This window comes from Paraburkholderia ribeironis, assembly GCF_900019265.1.
Classification (GTDB): Bacteria; Pseudomonadota; Gammaproteobacteria; order Burkholderiales; family Burkholderiaceae; genus Paraburkholderia; species Paraburkholderia ribeironis.
In genome coordinates this window covers 15,448-27,955 of record NZ_CYGX02000032.1, presented here as the reverse complement: position 1 = coordinate 27,955, position 12,508 = coordinate 15,448, and the positions used below count along the sequence as shown (strand labels likewise).

Annotated in this window: 10 protein-coding genes; 3 read left to right on the top strand and 7 right to left on the bottom strand. The window is 62.2% G+C overall.

The genetic code is table 11. The features are described from left to right. Nucleotides 1-277: 277 nt before the first annotated feature. Nucleotides 278-847 carry a pseudouridine synthase gene (locus BN2475_RS15600; RefSeq protein ID WP_094780415.1) on the bottom strand — a complete coding sequence of 190 codons (570 nt, stop codon included), beginning with the start codon at nt 845-847 and terminating at the stop codon, nt 278-280. Between the two features lie 347 nt (nt 848-1,194). On the opposite strand from BN2475_RS15600, the gene icd reads away from it, so the two are divergent. Beyond that, nucleotides 1,195-2,451, top strand: a complete 1,257-nt coding sequence (gene icd, locus BN2475_RS15595) for an NADP-dependent isocitrate dehydrogenase (RefSeq protein WP_094780414.1) — start codon at nt 1,195-1,197, stop codon at nt 2,449-2,451. Between the two features lie 263 nt (nt 2,452-2,714). Here icd and BN2475_RS15590 read toward each other — a convergent pair whose 3' ends face one another. Next, nucleotides 2,715-2,921 (bottom strand): cold-shock protein, encoded by a 207-nt coding sequence (locus BN2475_RS15590; RefSeq protein ID WP_007180614.1) that lies wholly within the window; start codon nt 2,919-2,921, stop codon nt 2,715-2,717. Nucleotides 2,922-3,468: 547 nt separating this feature from the next. On the opposite strand from BN2475_RS15590, the gene clpS reads away from it, so the two are divergent. Then, on the top strand, nt 3,469-3,783 hold the full coding sequence (clpS, locus tag BN2475_RS15585) for an ATP-dependent Clp protease adapter ClpS (RefSeq protein ID WP_008919570.1): 315 nt from the start codon (nt 3,469-3,471) through the stop codon (nt 3,781-3,783). Further along, nucleotides 3,780-6,077, top strand: a complete 2,298-nt coding sequence (clpA, locus tag BN2475_RS15580) for an ATP-dependent Clp protease ATP-binding subunit ClpA (RefSeq protein WP_094780413.1) — start codon at nt 3,780-3,782, stop codon at nt 6,075-6,077. The genes clpS and clpA overlap by 4 nt, the downstream gene beginning before the upstream one ends. A 142-nt stretch (nt 6,078-6,219) precedes the next feature. On the opposite strand, the gene dut is transcribed toward clpA, so the two are convergent. From dut to ileS, 5 genes are all read right to left on the bottom strand, one after another. After that, entirely contained in the window at nt 6,220-6,666 is a 447-nt protein-coding gene (dut, locus tag BN2475_RS15575) for a dUTP diphosphatase (protein ID WP_094780412.1), read from the bottom strand. Between the two features lie 16 nt (nt 6,667-6,682). Beyond that, the gene (locus tag BN2475_RS15570) at nt 6,683-7,699 is read right to left on the bottom strand and encodes an LLM class flavin-dependent oxidoreductase (RefSeq protein WP_094780411.1); all 1,017 of its coding nucleotides are present in this window, start codon (nt 7,697-7,699) and stop codon (nt 6,683-6,685) included. Nucleotides 7,700-7,771: 72 nt separating this feature from the next. Then, a complete protein-coding gene (coaBC, locus tag BN2475_RS15565; protein ID WP_094780410.1) occupies nt 7,772-8,986 on the bottom strand; it encodes a bifunctional phosphopantothenoylcysteine decarboxylase/phosphopantothenate--cysteine ligase CoaBC in 1,215 nt (404 codons plus the stop codon). A gap of 115 nt (nt 8,987-9,101) precedes the next feature. Then, complete coding sequence (gene lspA / locus BN2475_RS15560) at nt 9,102-9,620, bottom strand: signal peptidase II (protein ID WP_094780409.1); 519 nt, start codon at nt 9,618-9,620, stop codon at nt 9,102-9,104. Beyond that, nucleotides 9,620-12,457, bottom strand: coding sequence for an isoleucine--tRNA ligase (gene ileS, locus BN2475_RS15555; RefSeq protein WP_094780408.1), 2,838 nt, complete (start codon nt 12,455-12,457; stop codon nt 9,620-9,622). The genes lspA and ileS overlap by 1 nt, the downstream gene beginning before the upstream one ends. Between the last annotated feature and the right edge of the window lie 51 nt (nt 12,458-12,508).

The window sequence follows — 12,508 nt, the reverse complement described above, 5'->3', positions numbered from 1 at the left end:
AAGGCTGAATGCCGGATAGCTTTAGGCGGCATCTGGGTCGAATAACGCGTGAGCTTGCGCACCGGTTGACGCGAATTTTCCGGAAAATTTATATCGAAATAGTGGGATGCCGATGCGTGTTTTTACTGCTCTCGCGCACGTGTATGTTTCACGTTTTTTTTCAATAGTTTCACGCGCGCTTTTGTTTGCCGATACAACGAGTTAGCCGAGTGGCTTCGAAGTAAAACGCACAGACGTCAAGCGGATTCGGTGACAGCCAGTGTGCGCGGGTGAGCGTTCAGGCGACACCTTCCCACGGCGCCTTCGACGGCAATTCGACACTCTCTCCTGGCTGCAGTCCGAGTGAAAAAATGTCAAGCGCACCGATGCCCACGCGCACCAGACGCAGCGTCGGAAAACCGACCGCCGCTGTCATGCGACGCACTTGACGGTTCTTGCCTTCGGTGATCGATAACTCGATCCATGTGCTTGGTATCGCGGCGCGATAGCGAATCGGCGGTGTGCGTGTCCAGAGTGTGTCGGTGGGTTCCACGTAATCGGCGCGGCAGGGGCGCGTCACATAATCGCCGAGATCGACGCCGCGTGCGAGCTTCTTTAGCGTGGCTGGATCGACCGCGCCTTCCACTTGCGCCCAATAACGTTTGACGAGTTTATGACGCGGCTCGGCAATTCGCGCTTGCAGCGCGCCGTCGTCGGTGAGTAGCAGCAGGCCTTCGCTGTCGGAGTCGAGTCGCCCCGCCGGATAGACACCCGGCACCTTGATCCAGTCGGCCAGCGACGCACGCGTTTCATGCGGCGAGAATTGACAGATGGTGCCGAACGGTTTGTTCAGTGCGAGAAGGCGCATAGGGCAAATGGCTGAAAGTCGCGCGGACACGGTCGCAACGGCAATGTCGCGACGGCTTCGGGACGGCCGCCGGGGCAGTCGTGAATGGCGCGATGATAATGCATAAGCCGACGTATAAACCCGGCGTCCATTCCTCTATCTTATAAAAGACATAAGACCCATGCACCGGGTTCGGCATTTCGTCCATGTTGGAAAACCCCAAGCCGATGCGCCCGCGTGGCGGCAAACGCGTGGGCTAGAATAACGGCCAGGCCGCTTGCGGGGCGTCCGGCATTGCGCATAGCGAGGAGCGCCCATTTTCGCAGTCTCCCATCTGCTTTCAGCACAGCCTTCACTGGAGTCCGATCATGCCGTATCAGCACATCAAGGTTCCGACTGGTGGTGACAAGATCACTGTCAACGCCGATTTCACGCTCAATGTTTCCGACCAGCCGATCATTCCGTTCATCGAAGGCGACGGTACCGGTCTCGACATCACGCCGGTCATGATCAAGGTCGTGGATGCAGCGGTGGAGAAGGCGTACGCGGGCAAGAAGAAAATTCACTGGATGGAAATCTACGCGGGCGAGAAGTCGACCAGGGTGTATGGTCCCGACGTGTGGCTGCCGGAAGAAACGCTGCAGGTGCTCAAGGAATACGTGGTGTCGATCAAAGGTCCGCTGACCACGCCGGTAGGCGGCGGCATCCGTTCGCTGAACGTCGCGTTGCGCCAGGAGCTCGACCTGTACGTGTGCCTGCGACCCGTGCAGTATTTCAAGGGCGTGCCTTCGCCGGTGCGTGAGCCGGAGAAGACCAACATGGTGATCTTCCGCGAGAACTCGGAAGACATCTACGCCGGCATCGAATGGGCGGCTGAATCGGAGCAGGCGAAGAAGGTCATCAAATTCCTGCGCGACGAGATGGGCGTGAAGAAGATCCGTTTCCCGGATACGTCGGGCATCGGTATCAAGCCGGTGTCGCGCGAGGGCACGGAGCGTCTGGTGCGCAAGGCGATCCAGTACGCGATTGACAACGATCGCCGTTCGGTCACGCTGGTGCACAAAGGCAACATCATGAAGTTCACCGAAGGCGCGTTCCGCGACTACGGTTATGGCCTCGCGCAAAAGGAATTCAGTGCCGAGCTGATCGACGGCGGTCCGTGGATGAAGGTCAAGAATCCGAAGACGGGCGGCGACATCGTCGTCAAGGACGTTATCGCTGATGCGTTTCTGCAACAGATCCTGCTGCGCCCGGCTGAATACGACGTGATTGCCACGCTGAACCTGAACGGCGACTACATCTCCGATGCGCTGGCCGCGCAGGTCGGCGGGATCGGCATCGCGCCGGGCGCGAACATGTCGGACTCGGTCGCGATGTTCGAAGCGACGCACGGCACCGCGCCGAAATACGCGGGCAAGGACTACGTGAATCCGGGTTCGGAAATTCTTTCGGCGGAAATGATGTTGCGCCACCTTGGCTGGACTGAAGCGGCGGACCTGATCATCAAGTCGATGGAGAAATCGATTCTGCAGAAACGCGTCACCTACGACTTCGCGCGCCTGATGGAAGGTGCGACGCAGGTCTCATGCTCAGGTTTCGGCCAGGTGCTGGTCGAGAACATGTAAGGCGAAGCGGACTGGCGTGATTCATTTCGCATAGACCGCCCCGGCGCCGCGAGGCGGCCGGGTCATTTTTTTGCCTGCCGGCGTGAGCACCCGGCACGGCCGACACGGTCGCAAACAAGCACCGGGCACACCACCGCAGCGCGACTGCAGCGACGTGTCCGATAGTTGGGACCGCGTCTGTCCGACAAAGACGAAGACGGGGCGCGCAAAAAAAGAAACCCGACACGAAGCCGGGTTTCAAAAAGCACGGGTATCGAACGATTTCAGGCGGGTGCCTGAATGTTCGATGCCTGTTTGCCCTTCGGACCTTGCACGACCTCAAAGGTGACCTTTTGGCCTTCTTTGAGCGTCTTGAAGCCATTCATCTGGATGGCCGAGAAGTGTGCAAACAGATCTTCACCACCTTCGTCCGGCGTGATGAATCCGAAACCTTTTGCGTCGTTAAACCATTTGACCGTACCAGTTGCCATTCCAACTTCCCCTGTAACTCATGTCACTACCACGAGCCCTCGAAAAGCTCGACGACCGCGCGATGCAGTCGCTCCCTCCTCACAAGCTCACCATCGGCATTTTTTCGAAATTATGGCGCAGTGAAAAAAGTGCCAGCTTGATTGTTGGGGCTCTTTATTCGAGTGTCAAGAAGATTTTGAGATGTCGGTTGTGCCGTTGCAAACAGGCGCTTTCCAGGGTTTTTCCCGCTTCCCTTATGTGCGGTGGCGCAAGCGGTGCGGCTTGAAAAGTCGCATAATCGACCCACATGCCGTGCTACGGGTTGCCGCTGCCGCCCGCCCGCGGCGAGCGCCGACAGCCAGCGCCAGCAGGTTGTGCGATACTCGATCCGACTGCGGTGCAGCACGGCCGCGCTACATCACTGGATCGGGGCCGGCTCCGCAATCGGCTCGTCGAATCGCGCACGCCTTGCGGGTCATCACCCATCAGGCGGCGAACGGGCTCACCGGCCGGACGGCCGGGTTTTGACAGGATTGCGGGCCTGTCCTAGTTGTTTAGAATGGGTGTATGGCGATTATCCCGGACAAGCAGGACGGCACCGTACTGGAGCGGCAGGAGCAGAAACTCAAGCCGCCCTCCATGTACAAGGTGGTGTTGCTGAACGACGACTTCACGCCAATGGAATTTGTCGTGATGATCGTGCAGGAATATTTCAATAAGGATCGCGAAACCGCAACGCAAGTCATGTTGAAGGTGCATCGCGAAGGCAGGGGAGTTTGTGGGGTCTATACGCGGGACATCGCGTCGACCAAAGTCGAGCAAGTCGTTACCCACGCACGGCAGGCCGGGCATCCGCTGCAGTGTGTGATGGAGGAAGCATGATTGCCCAGGAACTGGAAGTCAGCCTGCACATGGCGTTCATGGAAGCACGCCAGGCGCGGCACGAGTTCATAACGGTCGAACATCTTTTGCTGGCACTGTTGGACAATCCGACCGCCGCGGAGGTGTTGCGTGCATGCGCGGCCAATATCGAGGATCTGCGCCAGAACCTGCGCAACTTCATTCATGACAACACGCCGACCGTGCCAGGCACGGACGACGTCGACACGCAACCCACGCTGGGTTTCCAGCGGGTGATCCAGCGCGCGATCATGCATGTGCAGTCCACCTCGAATGGCAAGAAGGAAGTGACCGGCGCGAACGTGCTGGTGGCGATCTTCGGCGAGAAGGATTCGCATGCTGTGTACTACCTGCAACAACAGGGCGTGACGCGCCTCGATGTGGTGAATTTCATCTCGCACGGTATCGCCAAGACGAGCAGCACGGACGCCGCGAAATCGAGCGACGCGAATGCCGAGTCCGACGAAGCTGCCGCGCAGAAGGAAACGCCGCTCGCCCAGTTCACGCAGAACCTCAACCAGATGGCGAAAGACGGCCGCATCGATCCGCTGATCGGGCGCGAGTCGGAGGTCGAGCGGGTGGTGCAGGTGCTGTGCCGTCGCCGCAAGAACAATCCGCTGCTGGTCGGCGAGGCCGGCGTGGGCAAGACGGCGATCGCCGAAGGTCTGGCGTGGCGCATCACGCGCGGCGAAGTGCCGGACATCCTCGCGGATGCGCAGGTGTATTCGCTCGACATGGGTGCGCTGCTGGCCGGCACCAAGTATCGCGGCGACTTCGAACAACGCCTGAAGACGGTCCTCAAGGAATTGAAGGAACGCCCGCACGCGATCCTGTTCATCGACGAAATTCATACGTTGATCGGCGCGGGCGCTGCGTCGGGCGGCACGCTGGATGCATCGAATCTGCTGAAGCCGGCGTTGTCGTCGGGCACGCTCAAGTGCATCGGCGCGACCACGTTCACTGAATATCGCGGCATCTTCGAAAAAGACGCGGCACTGTCGCGCCGTTTCCAGAAGATCGACGTGACCGAGCCGACCATCGAACAGACGGTGGCGATCCTGCGCGGCCTGAAGTCGCGTTTCGAAGAGCATCACGGCGTGAAGTATTCGTCGGGCGCGCTGTCGGCGGCTGCTGAGTTGTCGGCACGCTTCATCACCGACCGTCATCTGCCGGACAAGGCGATCGACGTGATCGACGAAGCGGGCGCGGCGCAACGCATCCTGCCGAAGTCGAAGCAGAAGAAGACCATCGGCAAGAACGAGATCGAGGAAATCATCTCGAAGATCGCGCGTGTCCCGCCGCAAAGCGTGTCGCAAGACGATCGCAGCAAGCTGCAAACGCTCGACCGCGATCTGAAGAGCGTGGTGTTCGGGCAGGACCCGGCCATCGACGCGCTGTCGGCCGCGATCAAGATGGCGCGTGCCGGTCTTGGCAAGCTGGACAAGCCGATTGGCGCGTTCCTGTTCTCCGGGCCCACGGGCGTCGGCAAGACGGAAGTGGCCAAGCAGCTGGCGTTCACGCTGGGCATCGAGCTGATCCGCTTCGACATGTCGGAATACATGGAACGTCATGCTGTCAGCCGGTTGATTGGCGCGCCGCCGGGCTATGTCGGTTTCGACCAGGGCGGCCTGCTGACCGAAGCCGTCACGAAGAAGCCGCATTGCGTGCTGCTGCTCGACGAAATCGAGAAGGCGCATCCGGACATCTACAACGTGCTGCTGCAGGTGATGGACCACGGCACGCTGACGGACAACAACGGCCGCAAGGCTGACTTCCGCAACGTCATCATCATCATGACGACTAATGCGGGCGCCGAGTCGATGGGCAAGGCGGTGATCGGCTTCACGAACCGCCGCGAAACTGGCGACGAGATGGTCGACATCAAGCGGATGTTCACGCCTGAGTTCCGTAACCGTCTGGACGCGACGATCAGCTTCCGTTCGCTCGATGAAGAAATCATCTTGCGCGTGGTCGACAAGTTCCTGATGCAACTGGAAGATCAGTTGCACGAGAAGAAGGTCGACGCGCTCTTCACCGACGCGTTGCGCAAGCATCTGGCCAAGCACGGTTTCGATCCGTTGATGGGCGCGCGGCCGATGCAGCGTCTGATTCAGGACACGATCCGTCGTGCACTGGCCGACGAGCTGCTGTTCGGCAAGCTGATGAACGGCGGCCGCGTATCGGTCGACGTCGATGCGGAAGACAAGGTGCAGTTGACTTTCGACGAGCATCCGGCGCCGCGCAATCCGAATCCGGAAGCGGTCGAAATCGAATAAGGCGCGCAGCGGGCGTCTGATTTGATCTGAAAACAGAACGGCGCGGTTTCAACCCCGCGCCGTTCTGCTTTTTTGCGTTCAGCTTTGCTTCGGGTCCGCAGCCGAAGGCGCGAAGCAATCCAAAGCAATCCGAAATAATCGATCAGTGCTTGCCGGTGCTGCCGAACCCATTCGCGCCGCGCTCGCTTTGCTCGAAGTCGTCGACGATATTGAAAGCGGCCTGCACGACCGGCACGATCACCAGTTGCGCGAGACGTTCCATCGGATTCAGTACGAACGTCGTCTCACCGCGATTCCACGTCGAAATCATTAGTTGACCTTGGTAGTCGGAGTCGATCAGGCCGACCAGATTGCCGAGCACGATCCCATGCTTATGCCCCAATCCCGAACGCGGCAGAATGAGCGCCGCGTAGCCCGGGTCGGCGACGTGAATCGCGAGGCCGGTGGGCACCAGCGCGGTTTCGCCGGGCTTCAGCGTCAATGGTTCATCGAGGCACGCGCGCAGGTCGAGGCCGGCGCTGCCGGTGGTGGCGTAAGCCGGGAGCTGTTCGCGCATGCGCGCGTCGAGAATCTTCAGGTCGAGTTTCATGCAGAGTGGAGTGAGGTTAGGGCGTGGCGTTAGAGCCGAGCTGGAACGCGTCGGCGAGAAGTTCGTAAGAGCGCACCCGTGCGCGATAGCTGCCTGCGACGGTGAGCACGATCAGTTCGTCGGCCTGGAACTGTTCCTGCAATGCGTGGAGCCGTTCAGTGACGGTTTCCGGCGTGCCGATGATGCTGCGCTGCTTTTCCCGCTCGATCACGAGCTGCTCGCGCTCGCCGTACTCCTGCGCGATGGCCTGTTCGATAGTCGGAATGGGTTCGTTCAGGCCATATGCCATTTGCACGCGGCGTAGATCGACGGCTTTTTCGAGGTCGGCGGCTTCCTGCTCGGTATCCGCGCAGATCACGAAGACGGCAGCGGCCAGATACGGCTTCTGCGCCGCGCTGCTCGCCTGGAATCGCTCGCGATAGGAGAGTGCCACCTGCTCGCCGAAGTGCGGATTGATGAAATGCGCGAACGAAAACGGGATGCCGAGCTGTGCCGCCAGCAGGCTGCCGAACTCGCTTGAACCGAGCATCCACAGTTGCGGGCGCGTCTCGATCTGCGGTTGCAGCAGCACGCCATAGGCGAGGTGACCCGTGGGTAGTGTGCCGTGTATCAGGCCGACCAGATCGGCTACCTGCTGCGGGAACAGGTCGCCGCGATTGTACTCGCCGGCGGCGACCGCTTGCGCCGTGCGCATGTCGCCGCCCGGCGCGCGTCCCACGCCGAGATCGATACGATTCGGGAACAGCGCCTCGAGCATCATGAATTGCTCGGCGACCTTGAACGGGCTGTAGTACGGCAGCATCACGCCGCCCGAGCCGAGGCGAATTCGCTTGGTCACGCTGGCGAGGCGCGCCAGCATCACTTCGGGGCAGGGATTCGATACGCCGCGCAAGCCGTGATGCTCGGCGCACCAGTAGCGTGTATAGCCGAGGTCGTCGGCGAGTTGCGCGAGGTCGATGGTGGCGGCGATCGCGTCCGCCACCGTCGACCCGGCGATCACAGGTGTTTGATCGAGCACGGAAAGTAGCGTCATGTCAGTACGGCTCCAGATGATTCCATGCGTCAGAGCGATGCGCGGCCACTACGTCGACACGCCGACCCATGTTCAGAGAATCAGACTTGCGTCGGGCAGACGCTTCGCGATCTCCGCGATCAGCGCGCGCGCAAGTGTCTGCTTGTCGGCGCGCGGCAGCTTCGTGGCGCCGTCCGCTTCAAACAGAATCACTTCATTGTCGTCGCGGCCGAACGTGAGAGGCCCGAGATTGCCGATCAGGAGCGGTACGTTTTTGCGTACGCGCTTTTCTTCGCCATGGACTTCGAGGTTGCCGCTTTCGGCCGCGAAGCCGACCGCGAACGGCGGATGCGGCAGCTTCGCCACCGACGCCAGAATGTCCGGATTCTCGACGAAGGTGAAGCTCGGCAGCGCATTGCCGGCGGTCTTCTTGAGCTTGTGCTCGCTGGCGTGATCGACGCGCCAGTCGGCCACCGCCGCAACGCCGATAAAAATGTCGGCGTCCGCGACTGCGCGCATCACTGCATCATGCATCTGCTGCGCGGTTTGCACGTCCTCGCGGAACACGCCCCACGGCGTTTCCAGCGCGACCGGTCCGGCGATCAGATGCACGTCGGCGCCGGCCTGTTGCGCGGCGCGAGCCAGCGCGAAACCCATCTTGCCGCTGGAACGATTGGTGATGCCGCGCACCGGGTCGAGCGGCTCGAAGGTCGGCCCGGCAGTCAACAGCACGCGCCGGCCGGACAGGATCTTGGGCGAGAAGAACGAGGCGATCGCTTCGTAGGTGGCTGCGGCTTCGAGCATGCGCCCGTCGCCGATTTCGCCGCACGCCTGCGGGCCGGAGTCGGGCCCCAGCACCTCCGCGCCGTCCGCGCGCAGTTGCGCGACGTTGCGCTGCGTCGCCGGGTTCTGCCACATCTGCCGGTTCATCGCCGGCACGACGAGCAGCGGACAGTCGCGTGCGACGCACAGCGTCGACAGCAGGTCGTCGGCCATGCCGTGCACGAGTTTCGCGAGGAAGTCGGTGGAGGCGGGCGCGATCACGATCGCGTCCGCTTCACGCGACAGATCGATGTGCGCCATGTTGTTCGGCACGCGAGCGTCCCACTGGCTGGTGTAGACCGGGCGGCCCGAGAGCGCCTGCATGGTGACGGGGGTGATGAACTGGGTGGCCGCGTCGGTCATCACGACCTGCACGCTCGCGCCTGCCTTGGTCAAGAGACGCGTGAGTTCGGCGATCTTGTAGCAGGCGATGCCGCCCGTCATGCCGAGGACGACGTGTTTGCCTGCGAGTTCTGCGGTTGCCAACGAAAGCCTCCGACAAAGCGTGGTGGCGGGCCGCGGCGTGGGACATTGGACCCTCGCCGCCGCGCCCTTCAAACCGGACCCAAACGCGCAGCTCAGCGCCCGGCGTCAATGACGTTTAGCGTGAACTGCGTACGCGCCGCAACTCGTCGAGTACAAGCAGGATAGCGCCGATCGTAATCGCGCTGTCGGCGAGATTGAACGCCGGCCAGTGCCATCCGCGCACGTGGAAGTCGAGGAAGTCGATCACGTGGCCATACGCGAGCCGGTCGATCACGTTGCCGAGCGCGCCGCCGAGGATCAGCGCGAGCGCCGTGCAGAACATTTTCTGTCCGGCATGGCGCTTGAGCAGATAGCAGATCACCAGTGCGGCGACCACGCCGAGCGCGGTAAATGCCCAACGTTGCCAACCACCCGCCATCGCGAGGAAGCTGAACGCCGCGCCGCGGTTGTACACGAGGATCAGGTTGAAAAACGGCGTGACCTCGTGGGGCACACCGTAGGCGAACACCTTCTGGACTGCGATCTTCGTCAACTGGTCGAACAGGATGACGATCAGCGCGATGCCCAGCCAGGGTGCCAGCGAACCGCTCGCGCCGGACGTTTTCGACGACGTTTTCGACATGGTTCTCGCCATTATGCCGCGCTCCGCGGTTCGCCATCGCCGAACAGGTTGCTGAAGCAGCGGCCGCACAGCGACGGGTGTTCGGCGTGCGCGCCGACGTCCGCGCGGTAGTGCCAGCAACGTTCGCATTTCAGGTACTTCGAAGCGATCACTTCGACGCCTTCTTGCGCTTCGCTGTCGACCTTCGCGACGGTTGCCGCCGACGTGATCAGCACGAACTTCAGGTCGTCGCCGAGGCTCGAGAGCGCATCGTAACGCGCGCCGCTCGCGCGGATTTCGACTTCCGCCTGCAGCGACGAGCCGATCAGATTCGCTACACGCGCTTCTTCCAGCGCCTTGGTCACGTCGCTGCGCGCGGCGCGTAGCAGTGTCCACTTGTCGAGCAGCGTGCCGGCGTCCGGCATCACCGGGAACGCGTGATACGTCTCGGTGAAGATCGTTTCGCTCGCCGGCTGGAACACCTTCCACGCTTCTTCCGCGGTGAACGACAGGAACGGCGCCATCACCCGCAACAGGCCATGCGCGATGTGATACAGCGCGGTCTGCGCCGAACGGCGCGCGACGGAATCCGCCGCGGTGGTGTACAGGCGGTCCTTCAGCACGTCCAGATAGAAGCCACCGAGGTCTTCCGAGCAGAACGTCTGCAACTTGGCGACCACCGGGTGGAACTCATACTTCTCGTAGTGCGCGAGGATGTCGTTCTGCAGGTTCGCCGACAGCGCCGCCGCATAGCGATCGATCTCGAGCCAGTCGTCCACCGGGCGTGCGTGCTGCGCGAAGTCGAAGTCCGACAGATTCGCGAGCAGGAAGCGCAGCGTATTGCGGATGCGGCGATAGCTTTCCGTCACGCGCTTCAAGATTTCCTCGGAGATCGCCAGCTCGCCCGAGTAGTCGGTCGAGGCGATCCACAGGCGGATGATTTCCGCGCCGAGACGGTTCGCCACTTCGTGCGGGTCGATACCGTTGCCGAGCGACTTGCTCATCTTGCGACCTTCGCCGTCGACCGTGAAGCCGTGCGTGAGCAGCGCGTTGTACGGCGGGCGGCCGTCGAGCATCGAAGCGGTCAGCAGCGACGAGTGGAACCAGCCGCGGTGCTGGTCCGAACCTTCCAGATACAGGTCGGCCGGGAATTGCAGTTCGTCCTTGTGCGAGCCGCGCAGCACGTGCCAGTGCGTGGTGCCGGAATCGAACCAGACGTCCAGCGTGTCGCGGTTCTTCTCGTACAGGTTGGCGTCGTCGCCGATCAGCTCGCGCGCATCGAGCGTTTGCCACGCCTCGATGCCGGCCTGCTCGACGCGCTGCGCGACCTGTTCGAGCAATTCCAGCGTGCGCGGATGCAGCTCGCCGGTTTCCTTGTGCACGAAGAACGCCATCGGCACGCCCCATTGGCGCTGGCGCGACAGCGTCCAGTCCGGCCGGTTGGCGATCATGCTAAAGAGACGCTGCTTGCCCCACGCCGGATAGAACGCGGTGTTCTCGATGCCTTCCAGCGCGGTCTCGCGCAGGGTCTTGCGGGCGTCGTTCGGCTTCACGTCCATGCCGGCGAACCATTGCGACGTGGCGCGATAGATGATCGGCGTCTTGTGGCGCCAGCAGTGCATGTAGCTGTGCGTGGACTTCTCGGTGCGCAGCAGCGAGCCGGCGCCTTGCAGCGCCTCGACGATCTGCGGATTGGCCGTCCAGATCGACAGGCCGCCGAACAGCGCGAGCGATTCGATATAGCGGCCGTCGCCCATCACCGGGTTGATGATGTCGGAGTCCGCCATGCCGTGCGCCTTGCACGACACGAAGTCTTCCACGCCGTACGCGGGCGACGAGTGCACGATGCCCGTGCCGGTTTCGGTCGTCACGTAGTCGCCGAGGTAGACCGGTGCCGTGCGCTTGTAAGCGGGATGCGCGGCCGCGAGCGGATGGTTGAAGCGCAGATTGACGAGCCTGGCGCCCGGCGTGGTGGCGATGATCGTGCCTTCCAGCTTGTATTGCTTCAGGCACGCTTCGACGCGCTCCTGCGCGAGGATCAGCAGACCGCGCGGCGTGTCGACCAGCGCGTAGACGATGTCCGGATGCAGGTTCAGCGCCTGGTTGGCGGGGATGGTCCACGGCGTGGTGGTCCAGATCACGATGCCGCCTTCGGCGCGCGGCAGCGCGGCGAGGCCGAAAGCCTGGGCGGTCTTTTCCGGCTCGGCGAAGCCGAACATCACGTCGATGGTCGGATCGACCTTGTCCTTGTACTCGACTTCCGCTTCGGCGAGCGCCGAGCCGCAGTCGAAACACCAGTTGACCGGCTTCAGGCCGCGGAACACGTAGCCCTTTTCCATGATCTTCGCGAGCGCGCGGATTTCGCCGGCCTCGTTTGCGAAGTTCATCGTCTTGTACGGATTGTCCCAGTCGCCGAGCACGCCCAGGCGCCGGAAGCCGGCCTTCTGCTTCTCGATCTGCTCGGTCGCGTAGGCGCGCGCCTTCTGCATCACTTCGGCGGCCGGCAGCGACTTGCCGAACTGCTTTTCGATCTGGATTTCGATCGGCATGCCGTGGCAGTCCCAGCCCGGCACGTAGACCGCGTCGAAGCCCGCCAGATTGCGCGCCTTGACGATCATGTCCTTCAGGATCTTGTTCACCGCGTGGCCGAGGTGGATGTCGCCGTTCGCATACGGCGGGCCGTCGTGCAGGATGAACTTCTTGCGGCCGTTGGAAGCGGCGCGGATCTTCTCGTAGATCTTGCGTTCCTGCCAGTCCTTGACCCATTGCGGCTCGCGCTTGGGCAGGTCGCCGCGCATCGGGAACGGCGTGTCGAGCAGGTTGACCGGGTAGCGGGCCTGCGGTTTCGAATCGGCTTTCTTGTTGCTCATGATGTGGTGGCGGTGAATTCGTTCTATGCGCAGCGGAGCGCGGGTTGCGCA

Bases quoted from the DNA above. Each gene is read 5' to 3' on its own strand.
- BN2475_RS15600 (WP_094780415.1), bottom strand. From the start codon at position 847: ATGCGCCTTCTCGCACTGAACAAACCGTTCGGCACCATCTGTCAATTC.
- icd (WP_094780414.1), top strand. From the start codon at position 1,195: ATGCCGTATCAGCACATCAAGGTTCCGACTGGTGGTGACAAGATCACT.
- BN2475_RS15590 (WP_007180614.1), bottom strand. From the start codon at position 2,921: ATGGCAACTGGTACGGTCAAATGGTTTAACGACGCAAAAGGTTTCGGA.
- clpS (WP_008919570.1), top strand. From the start codon at position 3,469: ATGGCGATTATCCCGGACAAGCAGGACGGCACCGTACTGGAGCGGCAG.
- clpA (WP_094780413.1), top strand. From the start codon at position 3,780: ATGATTGCCCAGGAACTGGAAGTCAGCCTGCACATGGCGTTCATGGAA.
- dut (WP_094780412.1), bottom strand. From the start codon at position 6,666: ATGAAACTCGACCTGAAGATTCTCGACGCGCGCATGCGCGAACAGCTC.
- BN2475_RS15570 (WP_094780411.1), bottom strand. From the start codon at position 7,699: ATGACGCTACTTTCCGTGCTCGATCAAACACCTGTGATCGCCGGGTCG.
- lspA (WP_094780409.1), bottom strand. From the start codon at position 9,620: ATGGCGAGAACCATGTCGAAAACGTCGTCGAAAACGTCCGGCGCGAGC.
- ileS (WP_094780408.1), bottom strand. From the start codon at position 12,457: ATGAGCAACAAGAAAGCCGATTCGAAACCGCAGGCCCGCTACCCGGTC.